This window comes from Bradyrhizobium sp. CB2312 (assembly GCF_029714425.1).
GTDB lineage: Bacteria > Pseudomonadota > Alphaproteobacteria > Rhizobiales > Xanthobacteraceae > Bradyrhizobium.
Map to the genome: position 1 here is coordinate 7,831,151 of NZ_CP121668.1, position 15,812 is coordinate 7,846,962.

Consider the following 15,812-nt stretch of genomic DNA (forward strand, 5'->3'; position numbering starts at 1 on the left):
TACGGGTCACAATCCCCAGAACTTCGCCCGTGCATGCAAGCGTGCATGGCCCGCCCAATTCTCATGCGCTCCGCGCAGTCTTCAGGCTGCGTGATGCCGGTGAAACGTTTGCTCGGCGTTAAATCGCAAAGGCTAAGTGTCGAGGTCATGCCTCGCCATCCGAACGAGCCCGGCCGCCGATGCTGACCCAAGCGCTCCTGGTTGATGACAGCCGCTCCGTCCTCAACTTCCTGAAACGTCTCATCGAAGCCGAAGGCCTGGTCGAGGCCACCACCTTCCTCGATCCCCTGGAGGCGCTGGCCTGCGCGCGAGAGCGCGTCTTCGACCTCGTGCTGGTCGACTATGAGATGCCGCATATGGACGGCATCAGCTTCATCCGCACTTTGCGCACGCTGCCCGGCTGCGCCGACATCCCGATCGCGATGATCACCTCGCGACAGACCGATGACGTCAAGATGGAAGCGCTGCAGGCCGGTGCAACCGATTTCCTGCCCAAGCAGCCACAAAGCGTCGAGATGACAGTGCGCCTGCGGAATTTGATTCAGCTTGGTGCAGCCGTACGCAAGCTCAACGACCGAGCCGCGCATCTCGCCAGTGAAGTCGCGGCCGCGACGCGGAAGCTCGGCGAGCGCGAGGAAGAGATCATCCTGCGGCTCGCGCTCGCTGTCGAATACCGCGACAACGACACCGGCGAGCACACGCTGCGGGTCGCCCGCTACAGCCGTATCATCGCCCAGCAGCTCGGCCTCCCGGCCCGGCTCTGCCGCGACATCTATCTGGCCGCGCCGCTGCACGACGTCGGCAAGGTCGCCATCCCCGACAACATTCTGCTCAAGCCCGGCCGGCTGACCGACGAGGAGATGGCGGTGATCCGCACCCATGCGACGATCGGCGAGAGGATCCTGGCGGACTCCAGTTGCGAGCTGATCCAGCTTGGTGCGCAAATTGCCGCAGGCCATCACGAGCGCTGGGACGGCGCGGGCTATCCGAACGGCCTCAAGGCCGACGAGATCCCGGTCGCCGCGCGCGTGGTCGCCGTTGCCGACGTCTTCGACGCCCTGACGACACGGCGCCCATACAAAGAGCCGATGCCGCTCGAGGCGGCGCGCAACTACCTGGTCGAGCATCAGGGTCGTCAGTTCGACCCGGCCTGCGTCGAGGCCTTCCTGTCGCGCTGGGACGAGGTCGTTGAGATCGCCGCCGGGCAGCAGGCGACGCCATATCTGAAGACCGAGGCGACGCTCGTTCCTAATATAGAGTGTGCGGTGGAGAGCGGCCCAGCCATCCCGGCCGCCTGATATTATCCATTCGGCCAACGGCTTGCCGCGGCTCCGTTTTCTCCGGTCGCCGGGTTGAACCTGTTCCTGCTAAAGTGGCACCAATACTAAGAGTGATTCTGGTCACACATGCCTGGGCGCACCGCTGCTAAGCATCGGACCAGGACGGGGACCGGTAGAGCATCGGTCGAACTGGATGAGCATTCCCATGAAAAGCCTGATCGGCGCCGCTATCGGCACGTTCTGTCTTGCGGCCCCCGCTTTGGCCGAGACGCCGGCCGCAATCGTCGAGGACGTCCAGGGCAAGGTCGACGGCGTCGCGTTCATGGACTATGTGGCGCCGGGCAAGATCATCAAGCTCGGCCCCAAGGCCAGCATCACGCTGAGCTATCTCAAATCCTGCCAGCGCGAGACCATCAGCGAAGGCGTCGTCCTGGTCGGCGCCGAGCAGAGCACCGTGCAGCTCGGAGAGGTCAAGCGGGAGAAAGTGCCCTGCGATACCAACGCGGCAAAACTGTCCGAGCGCGAGGCGAACCAGAGTGCCGCGACCACCTTCCGCACGATGCGCTCGGACGCCAAGGGCGCGCCATCAAAGCTGCCGACGCTCTACGGCACAGCGCCGCTGGTGCAGGCCAAGAGCGGCAGCACGCTGGTGATCGAGCGCACCGACGGCAAGGAGCCCACAATCAGCGTGCCGCTCAAGAGCGAGATCATGGTCGGCGGCAAATTCTATGACTTTGCCAAGGCCGGGAAGACGCTCACCCCCGGCGGCAGCTATCTCGCCATTCTCGGCGCCAAGCGTTACGCCTTCCAGGTCGACGCCAGCGCCACGTCATCACCGACGCCGATCGTCGGCCGCCTGCTGCGGCTCGAATAGGCGACCTAGCGACGGGGCGATGCGGCGGATCGGCACACGGGACATCGTTGCGACGATCCTGATCGCGCTCCTTGCGGGCGCGGTCTTCACGTCCCCGCCGCTCCAGGCGCTGCAAGGTCTCTCGCTCGACATCCTCACGGCGCTGCGCGGCAAGATCACCAGTGACAACCGCGATCCCGCGGCCTCGCCTGTGGTCGTCGTCGCGATCGACGGGGAGACCTACGACACCCCACCTTTCAAGGGATCTCCGACACAGACCTGGACGCGCGAAATCGGCCGGGTGCTCGGCAGCATCGCCGAGGGCGGAGCCAAGGTGATCGGTTTCGACGTCATCTTTCCAAGCTCGATCGAGCAGTCCGAGATTCCCTTCGGCGACGCGCCGCTCGGCGCGCGCATGAAGGGTTTCGATCGAGACTACCTGATCGCGCTGCGACAGATCGCCGACGGCGGCAAGCTGGTGCTTGGCGAAATCCTAAGCAACGACCATCCGGACACGCCGTACACCGCGCAGCGGATGGCGGCGAAAAACAATATTCGCGCGCTGAACGTCCACACCGACGCGGACGATGTCATCCGGCGGATGCCGCTGAGCTTCTCCATCGATGGCAAGCCGGTTCCCGCGATGGCTGTCGAGCTCGCCGCACGTGCGGTCGGCGCGAAAGTCGAGATTGCACCGTCAGGTGCAGCCGAATTGTCCGGCTATGCCATTCCGAGCGCGGTGCCGAATACACTGACGCTGAACTTTCGTGGGATGGGTCGCGACGTTCCGACCTATTCGTTCGCCGATCTGCGCGCCTGCGTCGAGAAGGGCGACACCGATTTCTTCCGCCGTGCCTTTGACGGCAAGGTCGTGCTGCTCGGCACTATCCTCAATTTCGAGGACCGCAAGCTGACCTCGATGCGCCTTGCGGGCGGCTATGACGGCGCGCCGGGTGCGCGGTGCGCCCTGCCCGCGCCCGCAAGCACCGCGCAGAAGGCGCGCAGTGACGTCGCCGGCGTCTTCGTGCACGCCACCGTGGTGCGGAACCTGATCGAGCGCGATGCCGTGACCGAGCTCGGTTTTCCCATGCGGACCGTTCTGACAATCGTGTTCGCAGCGATCATCGCCTGTGCCGCCTGCCTGCTTGCACCGGGCGGCGCTCTGATCGTGTGGCTAGCCCTCACCGCCATCTACACCGCCGCAGCCGTCGGCGCCTTCGTTCACGCACTGGCATTGCCGCTGACCGAGCCCGCGCTCGCAAGCCTTGCCGCGCTCGCGATGATGATCGGCTACCGCTTCGTGCTGGCCGATCGCGACGAGCGCTTTCTGCGCAAGAGCTTTGCTCTTTATCTCGCGCCCGAAATCATCGAGACCATGGTCGCCTCCGGCAAGATGCCCGAGCTCGGCGGCGAGATGCGCAACGTCACCATGTTCTTCTCCGACCTCAGCGGCTTCTCCTCGATCGCGGAGACCATGACGCCGGGCGAGCTCGTGAAGCTGATGAACGAATACCTTTCCGCGATGACCGACATCATCGAGAGCCATGGCGGCTATGTCGACAAATATATCGGCGATTCCATCGTCGCCATGTTCGGCGCGCCGGCCGACGATCCCTCCCATGCGCGCAACGCCGTGCGCGCGGCACTGAAATGCCATGAGAAGCTCGCGGAGCTGAACGCCCACAATCCCGCCTTCGCCGGTCATGGCCTGTCGCACCGCATCGGCCTCAACAGTGGCGAAGCCGTGGTCGGCAATATCGGCTCGCGCCGCCGCTTCAACTACACCGTGATGAGCGACACCGTGAACGTCGCCTCGCGGCTCGAAGGCGCCAACAAATACTACGGCACCGCGATCATGGCCTCGGAAGCGACGGTCGCGCAGACCGGCGACACTTTCGCCTGGCGCGAGCTCGATGCGATCAGGGTGATGGGACGCGGCGAGGCGATCAAGGTGTTCGAGCCGCTGGCCAACAGGGGCGCGCAGAGTGCGAAGCAGGCGAAGGTGGCAGCAGCGTATGCGGAAGGCCTGGCCTGCTGGCGCGCGCGGGAGTTCGCGAAGGCGGCTGACGCGTTTGCGAAGACGGCGAATACCGATCCAACGTCAGCGCTGTTCGCAAAGCGCGCCCAAGCTCTAGCGGCCAATCCACCGCCGCCGGATTGGACACCGGTCAACGCGCTGGAAGGGAAGTAGTTGCCGCCGCGGCCCGGTGCGTCTTTCAACTGGCGCAAATGCGCCATGTTAGCTCGGATAGGCTCGCCTGCCCAAGGTCGAAGAAACGGGCTAAGGTTGCAGCCCCATCGAGAGCAAAAAGGCAAGTTCGATGTCCCCAATCAAGCTCTTGTCGATTGGATTGATCGCGATCGCCATGCTCACAACGTCCGCTGTGGCTCGCGAGAAGCGACGCGTCATAATACGCGCGCCCTTTGATATAAACCATTCCGCCACCGCCGGCCGGTCCTACAAGCTTCCGCTTGAACCGGATGGCCGTTGGATTTTCTGGGACGGCATTCCAATATGGTTCGGTCCGTCGGTCCGGGGCTGGCCCGGTCACATTTGCGACTGGGGCGACAATGGGCGGATTTGCTGAGTCATTTGATGCCGGTCTGACGCATCAATTTTTCTTCACGCGCGCGACGGATTGTGAGCGGGCAGCTGCCACTAGCTAAAACGGCAGCCCCACATAATTCTCCGCGAGCAGCCGCTGCGCCGTCTCGGACGAGAGCAGGTAGTCCAGCTCGGTCTGCTGCAGCCGGTCCTCGTATTCGAGCCGGTCGGGGAAACGATGCAGCATCATCGTCATCCACCAGGAGAAGCGCTGCGCCTTCCAGATCCGCGCCAGCGCCTTGGCGGAATAACCCGCAAGGCCGGAATCATCACCGCGCTGATAGTGCGCGAGCATGGCGTGATAGAGATAGTAGATGTCGGAGGCGGCGCTGTTCAGCCCCCGCGCGCCGGTCGGCGGCACGATGTGCGCGGCATCTCCGGCGAGGAACAGGCGGCCATAGCTCATCGGCTCGGCGACGAAGCTGCGCAGCGGCGCAATGCTCTTCTCGATCGAGGGCCCCGTGATCAGCCGGCCGGCAACCTCGTCCGGCAGGCGGCGCTTCAGCTCAGCCCAGAACGCATCGTCGCTCCAGTCCTCGACCTTGTCGGTCAGTGGCACCTGGACGTAGTAGCGACTCAATACCTGTGAGCGCAGCGAGCAGAGCGCAAAGCCGCGCTCGTGCTTCACATAGATCAGCTCGGGCGACACCGGCTTCGTGCGCGACAACACGCCAAGCCAACCGAACGGATAGACCTTCTCGTATTCGCGCAGCACGTCCTTCGGGATCGACTTGCGGCTGACGCCGTGGAAGCCGTCGGCGCCGACGATGTAATCGCAATCGACGCGGATGGTCTCTCCGTTCGACCGATAGGTCACGTAGGGGCGGTCGGACGTCAGATCATGCGGCGTGACGTCTTCGGCATTGTGCACGACCTTGCCGCCGTGCCGGTCACGTGCCTCGTAGAGGTCGCGCGTCAGCTCGGTCTGGCCGTAGACCAGCACCGAATTGCCCCCGGAATGCTTGTGCAGGTCGATATGGGACAGCCTGCCGTCACGGGCGATCTCGAAGCCACCGTGGATCTCGCCCTCGCGGTCCATCCGCTCGCCACACTGCGCCTCTCGCATCAGTTTCGCAAAACCATGTTCGAGCACGCCGGCGCGAATCCGGGCCAGCACGTGGTCGCGGCTGTATTTCTCCAGCACGATCGTGTCGATGCCCTTCAGATGAAGCAGCTGGGACAGCAGCAGCCCGGACGGCCCACCGCCGATGATGCAGACCTGAACTTTCATTTTTGCGTCCTCCCGTCGGCACTTTTTTGCAGATTTAGTCCCGCAAACCGATGGAGGGTTTCGTCTTTATCTTGTACTATTCGAACATGAGACACGCAGCCCCTGCCCCGGCGATCCGGGTCTACAATTTGTTCGGCGAGTCCGGCGATCTGCCCGACGTCGTGCATTGCGAGACGATCGCGTCCCGCTCGGTGCTGCACGATTGGACGCTGGCGGTGCACCGCCACGCGCGGCTGCACCAGGTGCTGCTGATCGAGCGCGGCGGCGGCGAGGCGACGCTCGACGGGCGGATGGTGCCACTCAAGCCGATGCAGATCGTCAACGTGCCGGTCGGCCATGTCCACGGCTTCCGCTTCGAGCCCGATACGCAAGGCTGGGTGCTGACCATCGCGGCGGAAATCCTGGACGAGGCGCTGCTCGCCGCCGAAGGCCTGCGCGGGGCGCTGTCGCGATCGGCCGTGGTGCGCGGCACGCCGCAGATCCGCACGACCATGAAGCAGATTTTTGCCGAGCACGCCGCGCGCGATTTCGGCCGCGCCCATGTGCTGCGCGCTCTGTCGTCGGCCATGATCGGGCTGGTGGCACGCGCGCTCACCGGCGAGAGCGGCGGTGCGGGCACGGCGGAAAGCGGACTATTCCGCCGCTTCGAGGCGCTGCTCGAGCAGCATCATCTGGAACGCTGGAGCGTCGCGGACTACGCCCGCGCGCTGTCGATCACGCCAACCCATCTCAACCGAATCACGCGGGCGGCGACCGGCGACACCGCCTCGCATCTGATCCTCAACCGCCTGATCCGCGAGGCGCGGCGCAACCTCGTCTACACCAATCTGCCGGTCTCGACGATCGCCTACGCGCTCGGCTTCGAGGACCCGGCCTATTTCAGCCGCGTCTATGCCGCGGCCACGGGACTGTCGCCGCGCGCCTTTCGCGCGCAGCTTCATGGCGATGAAGGCTGACACACGGGCGACGGGCCAAGCTGCGCCCACGGTCGGGGGGCCCACCGCGATTGCGTTTGTTGCCGACGCAGGCACTTACCTTCGTATATGGCGTCCTATCCTTTGGATAGGGGCTGTTTACCTCCGTACAATTGAGCCGGGACCGCGCCCGCCTTAGCGTGGCTGCATTCGGCGCCCTGGCGCTGGTGGCATGGATCCTCCCTAACCTTGGCGCAAGGCGGCCACCCCTGTCCGGTCGTCTGCGCCGCCTTTTTCGGCAAGCCATCGACGCCTTCAGAGTTTTCCGGCCGACGCACCGCACCATTTCGGCTGGACCGTCCGGCTTTCGTGCGGAACTGGGGATTTGTGCATAATGTCTTCAATTGGGAAGATCGCGCTCTTTATCGATGGCTCAAATCTATATGCCACCTCCAAGGCGCTCGGCTTCGACATCGATTACAGGCGTCTGCTCGGCGAATTCCAGAGCCGCGGCACGCTGTTGCGCGCCTTCTACTACACGACCGTCATCGAGGATCAGGAGTATTCGTCAATCCGCCCATTGATCGACTGGCTCGATTATAACGGATACACCGTCGTCACCAAGCTCACCAGGGAGTTCGTCGACGCCAACACCGGCCGCCGCAAGGTGAAGGGCAGCATGGATGTCGACCTCGCCGTCAGTGCGATGGAGCTCGCCGAGCACGTCGATCAGATCGTGTTGTTCTCCGGCGATGGAGACTTTCGTTCGCTGGTGGAAGCCCTGCAACGCCGCGGTGTCCGCGTGACGGTCGTCTCCACACTCTCCACCCAGCCGCCCATGGTCGCCGACGATCTGCGCCGACAGGCGGACGTCTTCATTGATCTGGCGGAGCTGAAACCGAAAGTGGGGCGCGATCCGGCCGACCGGCCGCGCGAGCTGCGGCAGCCACCGCAATTCCTCACGCGCGGAACGATTCCTCGCGGCGACCGGGTGGAGTGATCCTGCGGGACGATCCGCCGGATCCTCACACGTCGAAGAACACCGTCTCCTCCGGCCCCTGCAAATTGATCGTGAAGGAGTAGACGACCTTGCCGGCGCGCTCGCTGCGCGTGGCGATCAGCGTCTTCCGGCGCACCGGCGGCTCGACCAGATTGAGCACGGGATCGGCGGCATTGGCGGCCTCTTCATCCGAGAAATAGATGCGCGTGTTGAGGCCGATATTGATGCCGCGCGCGACGATCCAGACATTGACGTGCGGCGCGCATTTGCGCCCCGCCTTGTCGGTGATGGCGCCGGGCTTGATGGTCTCGAAGGTGACGAGGCCGCTCTCGAAGTCGGAGCCGGCCCGGCCCCAGCCGCGAAATGCCTCGTCCAGCGCGCCGGCCGAGCGGTCGGCCGGATGGTTGTAGCGGCCGGCCGCATTGGCCTGCCAGATCTCCAGCAGTACATCGCGCAGCGCCGTGCCGCTGCCGTCGAGCACCTTGCCTTCCAGCGTGATGCGCTCGCCTTGCGTGTTCGGCGTCACCAGCACGTTGGAAAAATTCTTCTCGAAGATGTCGAAGCCGGCCATGGCCGGGATCAGGCCGATATGGACATAGGGCCCGGCCGTCTGCGAAGCGGTTTCCTTGAGATAGTTGAGCGGCTGCGGCATGGACTCAGTTCCCCGCGGTGCGATTTTCAAAATAGGTGGAGCGCTGGCCGCGCAGCACGATGTCGAAGCGGTAGGCCAGCGAGTCGAACGGCGTCGAGGCGTTGAGGTCGAGCGGCGCCACCAGGCGATCCAGCGCGTCCTTGTCCGGGATCGTCGTCAGGATCGGGCAGACCGGGATCAAGGGATCGCCCTCGAAATACATCTGCGTGATCAGCCGCTGCGCAAAGCCGGAGCCGAACACCGAGAAATGGATGTGGGCGGGGCGCCAGCTGTTGACGAAGTTGCGCCAGGGATAGGGACCCGGCTTCACGGTGCGGAAATAGTAATAGCCGGTGTCGTCGGTCAGCGCGCGGCCACAGCCGCCGAAATTGGGATCGATCGGCGCCAGATACGTGTCCTTCTTGTGCCGGTAGCGGCCGCCGGCATTGGCCTGCCAGAACTCGACCAGCGTGTTCGGTACGCCGCGGCCGGTCTCGTCGAGCACACGGCCGTGGACGATGATGCGCTCGCCGACGGGATCGCCGTCCTTGGCGTAGTTGCGGATCAGGTCGTTGTCGAGCGGGCCGAGATCGTTGTGGCCGAACACCGGTCCCGTGATCTCCGAGACCGAGTTCTCCAGTGACAGCAGCGCCTGGCGCGGCGAGCGCAGCACCGAGGATTTGTAGCCGGGTGCGTGCGCGGGCGGATGGATCGAGCGGTCGCGCTGGAAAAAGCCGCCATCGCGCGGCGTGAACGGTTCGGGACGGTTGAGGCGAGGATCCTGCAAGGCCGGAATCGGAGCCTGGGCATTCATCGGCGTTGTCTCTCCCTGTGGCGGCCCGGTCGGGCACGCGGCTTATCGGGAGACCATGCGCCGGCCTATTCTCAAGATAAATAGATGGATTATAATATATTGCATGAAAGAAATCGATCATTTGGCCCTCGACGGCCACGCCCTCGAGCTGTTCCTCGCCGTGCTGGAGGAAGGCTCGGTCACGGCGGCGGCGACGCGGCTCGGCCTGACGCAGTCGGCGGTCAGTCACAGCCTGAACAAGCTGCGGCGGATCGCGGGCGATCCGCTGTTCGCCAAGTCCGGCCGCGGCATTGTCGCGACCGCCCATGCCCAGGCGCTGGCCGCGAAGGCGCGCGCCCTGATCGACGAGATGCGCAGCTTTGCCGGCGGCGTCAGCTTCACCCCGGCCACTGCACAGCTCTCGCTGACGATCGCCGCCAACGATTTCCAGCGCGACCTGCTGCTACCGCGCTTCTTCGATCATGTTGCGGCACAAGTGCGAAGCCTGAACCTGCGCGTGATCCCGTCACAATCGCCCTCGCCCGCCATGCTGCGCGAAAACCGCTGCGATCTCCTGATCACGCCGCTGCCGCCGTCGGGCGTCGACATCGTGCAGAAACGCCTGCTGAGCGATCACTATGTCTGCTACTACGATCCAAAGGCGCGCACTGCGCCGTCGGGCCGCGGCGCCTATCTGGCGGCGCGCCACATCACCGTGGTCTATACCGACAATGAGCGGCTCGACTTCGACCGCCGGCTGGCCGCAAGCGGATTCCACCGCGACATCGCGATCTCCGTGCCGAGCTTCTCCGGCGTGCCGTCCTTCCTGCGCGGCTCGCAGATGCTGGCGAGCATGCCGAGCCTGCTCGCTTCTGGCGTGATGCACGGTTTCGCGCAAACACGGATACCGCTTGCCTCGCGCACGCGAACGCTCGCCGAGCTGCCGATGTTCATGGTCTGGCACCAGCGCTACCAGAAAGACCCGGCCCATCGCTGGGTCAGGAATCAGCTCGAGATTGTCGCAACGACGGCAGCCGGCGGCTGATCCAGGAGTCGGCACCGGCTGCGGCCGATTGGCCACACCCTGGCCCGGAAATGTCGCGCCAGGCACGACAGCCGGCCGAGTTCAACCGAACGGTTGATGCGCGATCCGTGATTGCCCGCCACGGTCGCGCCACTGGCAGGACGAGGTGAATCAATGAAGAAAATTCTTGCGCTCATGCTCGGCGCAACCGCAGCGGTGACGGCAACCGGCGCCGCGGCCGGCGAACTCGAAGACGTCAATGCGCGCCTCGAACAACTGGAACGCCAGAACGCCGCCATCCGCAAGGAAAATGCTGCCTTGCGCGAGAACCAGCGGCTGCTCGGAGAGAACAACCGGCTGAAATCACGAGGCACGCACGCCGCGGTCGAAGCAGTCCAAACCTCCGCCCGACCGCAGCAAGAGAACGGCACGTTCCTGGCCGTATCGGCGGCTTCGCGACAGGCCAGGGATCCGTTGCAGTCCTATGCCACGGACTTCCCGGTCAAGGCGCCGCCGCTGGCCGGTCCGGCACAGTTCAGGGCCTGGATCGAAGGCGGCGCGATCTGGAGCGGCGGCGATCCAGTTTTCAGCAATTACAGCAACAATGGTGTCAGCGGCGTATTCGATCTGACGCCGAAGGTGGGTTGGGAAACAGCCATTGGCTTCGACCACCACTTCGCCGGATCTCCCTGGCACATCAGCGGCCAATTCCGCTACGGCGAAGGCGGCGCGACCAACGGCACGCGAACGACCGGCATCAACGTGGGCCCGGTAACGGGAACGGAAACCTCTGAAGCCGCTTCCAAGGAAACTCACTGGCTTGCCGATCTTGCGGCCGGACGTGACATCGCCGGCAGTGGCCCGGGCGCTCTTCAGCTGAAAGGCGGTATTCGCATTGCCGAATTCGTCGCTCGGAATTCGGACTCGGACGTCCAGAACGCCACGTTCGGCGCCGCATCCAGCACGGTCGCAGTTTGGCACGACAGGCGCGCGAGCTTCATTGGCGCGGGGCCTCTCATCGGCCTCGAAGGCTCGATCCCATTCGCCGGCAAATGGTCGTTCGATTATAACGGTGACATCGCTCTGCTCGTTGGCCGGCAGCAGTCGCAGCTCACGAGAAGGACCCTGAATAGCTTTTCCGGCCCTCCCGCCTTCGTCAGCGACGAGCTCGGAACGGGCAGCGACCGGCTCTTTGCCGGCGTGCTGAGCGCCGACATCCAGGTCGGCGTGTCCTATTGGCTGACGCAGAACCTGAAGCTGGGCGCAGGCTACCGGCTCGATGCCTTCGTCAACGTCTTCAACCAGGACGGCTCCGCCAATTCCGGCTTCACACCGGACCGCTACACGCATGGCCCGCGCGTCACGCTGACCGGACAGTTCGACGCCATGTAGGGTTAGGCCGGATCGCACGCGGCCACGTTCGGGACTGGTCACGGGCGACGCCCAGCCCCTCGCCAAACCCACTGGTTGCGCGCGGGCGGCCACGCTAGAATTCGGCCATGACAGTGACCGACATTGCGAGCCGAACCTACAATCACAGCTGGCGGCTGGATCCCATCATCCGCAGCCTGCTGGATACCGACTTCTACAAGCTATTGATGTTACAGATGATTCGGGAAGATTACCCGAGTCAGCAGGTGACTTTCTCGGTCATCAACCGATCGCGCCATGTGCGGCTTGCCGAGATCATCGACGAGGGCGAGCTGCGTGCCCAGCTCGACCATGCCCGCACCATCCGCTTCACCAAGAAGGAGCTGATCTGGCTCGCCGGTAACACCTTCTACGGCAAGACCCACATGTTCTCGGCCGATTTCATCCGCTGGCTCGCCGAATTCCGTCTTCCCGAATACGAGCTGCGCAAGGTCGAGGGTCAATACGAGCTGCATTTCCACGGACCCTGGACCCACACCACGATGTGGGAGATTCCGGCGCTCGCAATCCTCAACGAATTGCGCTCGCGTTCGGCGATGAAGGGCCGCGGCCGTTTCGAGCTCGACGTGCTCTATGCGCGCGCCAAGGCCAAGCTGTGGACCAAGGTGGAACGGTTGCGCAAGCTGGAGAATTTGCGGCTCTCGGACTTCGGCACCCGGCGCCGCCACGGCTTCCTGTGGCAGCGCTGGTGCGTCGAGGCGGTGAAGGAAGGCCTGGGTTCGTCCTTCATCGGTACCTCCAACGTGCTGCTCGCGATGGACAACGATCTCGAAGCCATCGGCACCAATGCGCACGAACTGCCGATGGTTGCAGCCGCGCTCGCCAAGGACGACGAGGAATTGCGCTGGGCGCCCTATCGCATTCTCGACCAGTGGCGCCAGACCTATGGCGGCAATCTGCTGATCGCGCTGCCGGACGCTTTCGGAACGAAAGCATTCCTGCGCGACGCGCCGGAATGGGTCGCCGACTGGACCGGCTTCCGTCCCGACAGCGCGCCGCCGATCCAGGCCGGCGAAGAGATCATAAAATGGTGGGAGAAGAAGGGCCGCAATCCCAGGGACAAGCTGCTCGTCTTCTCCGATGCCATGGACGTCGGCTCGATCGAGGAGACCTATCACCACTTCTCAGGCCGCGTGCGGCTCTCATTCGGCTGGGGCACCAATCTCACCAACGACTTCGTCGGCTGCACGCCGGATGGCTCGTTCAACCTCGATCCGATCTCGCTGGTCTGCAAGGTGTCGTCGGTCGACGGCCATCCGGCCGTCAAGCTCTCCGATAATCCGGAGAAGGCGACCGGAATGCCCTCCGAGATCGAGCGGTACCTGCGCGTCTTCGGCGACGCTGGCCGCGTGCGCAAGCCGGTGCTGGTATAGATCCAGCACCGGACCAGACTCTCTCGATCCGGTAAACCGCGCACGACGAATGCGAGGCATCGGCTCGCCGAAGCAGCGCCAGTTCCGGTCTCCCGGCATTTGAAGCGATCTGCGCCCATCCACTTCACAGCGCCTTCACCCTGCAACGCAGTCCCCTGTCGCTTTCAGGTCGAGTTAAGCAACCATCACCTCTACTTTGCGTTGCAGGCGCAACGCTCCGCTGGGGTCGTTGATCGATTTGGGGAACGCAGGGTGTTTCGCAGAACAGCGTCGTCGACGAAGGGAAACAATTTCCTTCGCGTCATCAAGCTCGTCTCGCCTTTCGTGATGGTCGTCGTGCTCCAGGCGGCGATCGCGGGATTCAGTCTCGAAGTGATGTCCTCGGTCCGCGCCTATGTCGCGGGCGAAGCGCTGTGGTCGCGCTCGCAGAAGAACGCCGTCTACTTCCTCAATCTCTATCTGCATTCGGGCAAGGCCAGCCAGTTCGCACATTATCAGGCCTCGCTCGCCGTTCCCATCGGCGACGAGTTCGCGCGCTGGGCGCTCGAGAGCCGTCCAGTCGACGTCGAGGCCGCCCGCATCGGCTTCCTGCAAGGCGGCAACCATCCCGACGACGTCCCGGGATTGATCTGGCTGTTTCGCTATTTCAATGGCGTCAGCTTCCTCCAGGAAGCGATCCGCGAGTGGGCCGCCACCGACCCCATGCTGCTGGAGCTGAGCGTGTTCGGCGAGGTGATCCGGTCCGAGCTGGAGAACGGCCCTGTTCAGGACAAGGGCCGCCTGCAATTCCTGTCGTCGCGGCTCTCGGACCTCAACGCCCAATTCACGGTGCATGCCAACCGCTTCTCCACCGTCCTCGGCGAAGGCTCCCGCGCCATCAAGGTGACGCTGACCTGCATCAACATCGTCACTGCGGCGATGCTGATCGTGCTCCTGGTCTGGCACACGCGGCGACTGGTGCTGCAACGACAGGCATTCGAGGACGCCTTGCATGCCGAGAAGGAGCGCCTCGCCTTTCAGGCTTCGCACGACTGGTTGACCGGCCTTTCCAACCGCCGCGCCTTCGAGGCGCGTCTGCAAAGCGAGCTGGACAACATCGCGGCGGGTCCGCTGGCATTGATCCTGCTCGACCTCGACCAGTTCAAGAGCGTCAACGACAGCTGCGGCCATCTCGCCGGCGACCGCCTGCTCTGCCAGGTTTCGCGGCTGCTGCAACAGAACCGGCGACCGCATGATCTGGTGGCCCGGCTCGGCGGTGACGAATTTGGTCTGATCCTGCCGCAGTGCTCGCCCTCGAGCGCCGTGGACATCGCCGAACGGCTGCGCCGGTCACTCGAATCGTTCAGCTTCGCCTGGGACGATCGTTGCTTTGCAGTGACGGCGAGCGTCGGCGTCACCTGCATTGCGGATCGCGACACCACGCTCGAAGACGCGATGCGGCGCGCGGACGCCGCCTGCTATCGCGCCAAGGAAAAGGGACGCAACCGGGTCCAGGTCGACACCGAGGGAGCGGACGTCGTCCTCGTCGCCGGCCGGCGGCGCGAGGCTGTCCGCGCCTGACGCGGCTCACCGCGGGCTGGGGATCCCAAGGCCGGCCAAATGCGTGTCCAGGAACTGCTCGACCTGCTGGCGCAGCATCTGCGATGGCACGGCCACCATGCGCTCCTCCAGGCCGAGCGAGATGATGCCATGCACGGCCGAAAACAGCGTGCGCGAGAGCAGCGCGATCTTCACGTCGTCCGCATCCGGTAGCACCCGCACCAGGGGCGGATGCATCAGCGCGAAGGCATCCATCACCATCTGAAGGATGTCGTCCGGATATGGCCGGTCGTCCTCCATCCGGTGCTCGAACAGCGAGCGCAGCAGATTGGCGTGCGCGGCGAAGAAGTCGAGATAGGTTTCGGCCAGCCCGTAGAGCTGGCGAACGGGATCCTCGGTCGGAACCCCGCGCAGCTGCAGGGTCAGCGCCTGGACGGTCTCTCGGTTGACGGTCAGGATCACCCCGTCGAAGTCGCCGAACTCGTTATAGACGCTGCCGACCGAGCAGCCGGCAGCCTCCGCGACGTCCCGAACCTTCAACGATCTCAAGCCTTTAGTAGCAATAATGGTGCGGGCGATCTCCAGGATCTGGAGCCGTCGCCGATTTTTTTTCTGACCCCGCAGCGATTCTTCTTGAACATTGTTCATTTTCAAGCTACTCACGTGAACATTGTTCAACTTAACCCGGAGACCTGCAAAATGCAAACCCTCGCTGTTGATATCGCCTCGACCTTCGTCGATGACGCCGCCGCTCTCGTGACCGGCCTTGGCCGCGCCCTGCTGCGGTTCGCCATGGCCCCGATCGATCGCATCGCCAATGCCTGCGACATTGCCGGCGTGCTCGCCGAACGGCGCGCGACCTTCCGGATGTGGCAGGCCAGTCGCACCCGCGCCCGCCACGAAGGCCGCCGGTTTAGCCTGCTCCGCCGCTTCTCGCCCTTTCGCCACCTCGCCCATCTCACCTGAGGCGACGGGTTCGGAGCGGCTAGAATGCAAGGGCCAGTTGCAACAAAGGACTCACCACGTCCCGACATTCGCAGCCCAACCCGCAATCCTCGGCGATGCGGTTCACTTTTCCTCGCCGTCCGGCGCGATATCCCCGACAGGTGCGGCCCTTCCCCCCGAAGTGCGGCCGTGA

Annotated in this window: 14 protein-coding genes; 10 read left to right on the top strand and 4 right to left on the bottom strand. The window is 64.3% G+C overall.

Going from position 1 to position 15,812, the window contains the following annotated elements; genetic code table 11:
- The first annotated feature begins 179 nt into the window (after positions 1–179).
- From QA642_RS37990 to QA642_RS38000, 3 genes are all read left to right on the top strand, one after another.
- The gene (locus QA642_RS37990; RefSeq protein WP_283081484.1) at positions 180–1,298 is read left to right on the top strand and encodes an HD domain-containing phosphohydrolase; all 1,119 of its coding nucleotides are present in this window, start codon (positions 180–182) and stop codon (positions 1,296–1,298) included.
- Between the two features lie 187 nt (positions 1,299–1,485).
- Complete coding sequence (locus tag QA642_RS37995) at positions 1,486–2,154, top strand: hypothetical protein (RefSeq protein WP_283081485.1); 669 nt, start codon at positions 1,486–1,488, stop codon at positions 2,152–2,154.
- Between the two features lie 19 nt (positions 2,155–2,173).
- A complete protein-coding gene (locus QA642_RS38000) occupies positions 2,174–4,324 on the top strand; it encodes an adenylate/guanylate cyclase domain-containing protein (protein ID WP_283081486.1) in 2,151 nt (716 codons plus the stop codon).
- Positions 4,325–4,796: 472 nt separating this feature from the next.
- Here QA642_RS38000 and pobA read toward each other — a convergent pair whose 3' ends face one another.
- Positions 4,797–5,969 carry a 4-hydroxybenzoate 3-monooxygenase gene (pobA, locus tag QA642_RS38005; protein WP_283081487.1) on the bottom strand — a complete coding sequence of 391 codons (1,173 nt, stop codon included), beginning with the start codon at positions 5,967–5,969 and terminating at the stop codon, positions 4,797–4,799.
- Between the two features lie 50 nt (positions 5,970–6,019).
- On the opposite strand from pobA, the gene QA642_RS38010 reads away from it, so the two are divergent.
- Entirely contained in the window at positions 6,020–6,925 is a 906-nt protein-coding gene (locus QA642_RS38010) for a helix-turn-helix domain-containing protein (RefSeq protein WP_283081488.1), read from the top strand.
- Between the two features lie 352 nt (positions 6,926–7,277).
- Positions 7,278–7,883: an NYN domain-containing protein gene (locus QA642_RS38015; protein WP_283081489.1), complete on the top strand. Its 606-nt coding sequence runs from the start codon at positions 7,278–7,280 to the stop codon at positions 7,881–7,883.
- A gap of 25 nt (positions 7,884–7,908) precedes the next feature.
- Here the strand turns inward: QA642_RS38015 and pcaG are convergent, their stop codons facing one another.
- Complete coding sequence (gene pcaG / locus QA642_RS38020; RefSeq protein ID WP_283081490.1) at positions 7,909–8,535, bottom strand: protocatechuate 3,4-dioxygenase subunit alpha; 627 nt, start codon at positions 8,533–8,535, stop codon at positions 7,909–7,911.
- Positions 8,536–8,539: 4 nt separating this feature from the next.
- The gene (gene pcaH / locus QA642_RS38025; protein ID WP_283081491.1) at positions 8,540–9,328 is read right to left on the bottom strand and encodes a protocatechuate 3,4-dioxygenase subunit beta; all 789 of its coding nucleotides are present in this window, start codon (positions 9,326–9,328) and stop codon (positions 8,540–8,542) included.
- Positions 9,329–9,431: 103 nt separating this feature from the next.
- Here pcaH and QA642_RS38030 point away from each other — a divergent pair, with 103 nt between their 5' ends.
- The 4 genes from QA642_RS38030 to QA642_RS38045 all read left to right on the top strand — a co-directional run bounded on the left by QA642_RS38030 (position 9,432) and on the right by QA642_RS38045 (position 14,695).
- Positions 9,432–10,352, top strand: coding sequence for a LysR family transcriptional regulator (locus QA642_RS38030; protein ID WP_283081492.1), 921 nt, complete (start codon positions 9,432–9,434; stop codon positions 10,350–10,352).
- A 111-nt stretch (positions 10,353–10,463) separates the two neighbouring features.
- Complete coding sequence (locus QA642_RS38035; protein ID WP_283081493.1) at positions 10,464–11,723, top strand: Lpg1974 family pore-forming outer membrane protein; 1,260 nt, start codon at positions 10,464–10,466, stop codon at positions 11,721–11,723.
- A 107-nt stretch (positions 11,724–11,830) separates the two neighbouring features.
- Entirely contained in the window at positions 11,831–13,135 is a 1,305-nt protein-coding gene (gene pncB / locus QA642_RS38040) for a nicotinate phosphoribosyltransferase (RefSeq protein WP_283081494.1), read from the top strand.
- Positions 13,136–13,387: 252 nt separating this feature from the next.
- Positions 13,388–14,695 carry a GGDEF domain-containing protein gene (locus QA642_RS38045; RefSeq protein ID WP_283081495.1) on the top strand — a complete coding sequence of 436 codons (1,308 nt, stop codon included), beginning with the start codon at positions 13,388–13,390 and terminating at the stop codon, positions 14,693–14,695.
- Positions 14,696–14,701: 6 nt separating this feature from the next.
- Here the strand turns inward: QA642_RS38045 and QA642_RS38050 are convergent, their stop codons facing one another.
- Complete coding sequence (locus QA642_RS38050; RefSeq protein ID WP_283087065.1) at positions 14,702–15,322, bottom strand: TetR/AcrR family transcriptional regulator; 621 nt, start codon at positions 15,320–15,322, stop codon at positions 14,702–14,704.
- Positions 15,323–15,373: 51 nt separating this feature from the next.
- Here QA642_RS38050 and QA642_RS46630 point away from each other — a divergent pair, with 51 nt between their 5' ends.
- A complete protein-coding gene (locus tag QA642_RS46630) occupies positions 15,374–15,640 on the top strand; it encodes a hypothetical protein (RefSeq protein WP_349253808.1) in 267 nt (88 codons plus the stop codon).
- Positions 15,641–15,812 lie beyond the last annotated feature (172 nt).

What these genes read in the sequence shown, in the direction of transcription:
- QA642_RS37990 (WP_283081484.1), top strand. Translation starts at nt 180, where the DNA reads ATGCTGACCCAAGCGCTCCTGGTTGATGACAGCCGCTCCGTCCTCAAC.
- QA642_RS37995 (WP_283081485.1), top strand. Translation starts at nt 1,486, where the DNA reads ATGAAAAGCCTGATCGGCGCCGCTATCGGCACGTTCTGTCTTGCGGCC.
- QA642_RS38000 (WP_283081486.1), top strand. Translation starts at nt 2,174, where the DNA reads ATGCGGCGGATCGGCACACGGGACATCGTTGCGACGATCCTGATCGCG.
- pobA (WP_283081487.1), bottom strand. Translation starts at nt 5,969, where the DNA reads ATGAAAGTTCAGGTCTGCATCATCGGCGGTGGGCCGTCCGGGCTGCTG.
- QA642_RS38010 (WP_283081488.1), top strand. Translation starts at nt 6,020, where the DNA reads ATGGAGGGTTTCGTCTTTATCTTGTACTATTCGAACATGAGACACGCA.
- QA642_RS38015 (WP_283081489.1), top strand. Translation starts at nt 7,278, where the DNA reads ATGTCTTCAATTGGGAAGATCGCGCTCTTTATCGATGGCTCAAATCTA.
- pcaG (WP_283081490.1), bottom strand. Translation starts at nt 8,535, where the DNA reads ATGCCGCAGCCGCTCAACTATCTCAAGGAAACCGCTTCGCAGACGGCC.
- pcaH (WP_283081491.1), bottom strand. Translation starts at nt 9,328, where the DNA reads ATGAATGCCCAGGCTCCGATTCCGGCCTTGCAGGATCCTCGCCTCAAC.
- QA642_RS38030 (WP_283081492.1), top strand. Translation starts at nt 9,432, where the DNA reads ATGAAAGAAATCGATCATTTGGCCCTCGACGGCCACGCCCTCGAGCTG.
- pncB (WP_283081494.1), top strand. Translation starts at nt 11,831, where the DNA reads ATGACAGTGACCGACATTGCGAGCCGAACCTACAATCACAGCTGGCGG.
- QA642_RS38050 (WP_283087065.1), bottom strand. Translation starts at nt 15,322, where the DNA reads ATGAACAATGTTCAAGAAGAATCGCTGCGGGGTCAGAAAAAAAATCGG.
- QA642_RS46630 (WP_349253808.1), top strand. Translation starts at nt 15,374, where the DNA reads ATGCAAACCCTCGCTGTTGATATCGCCTCGACCTTCGTCGATGACGCC.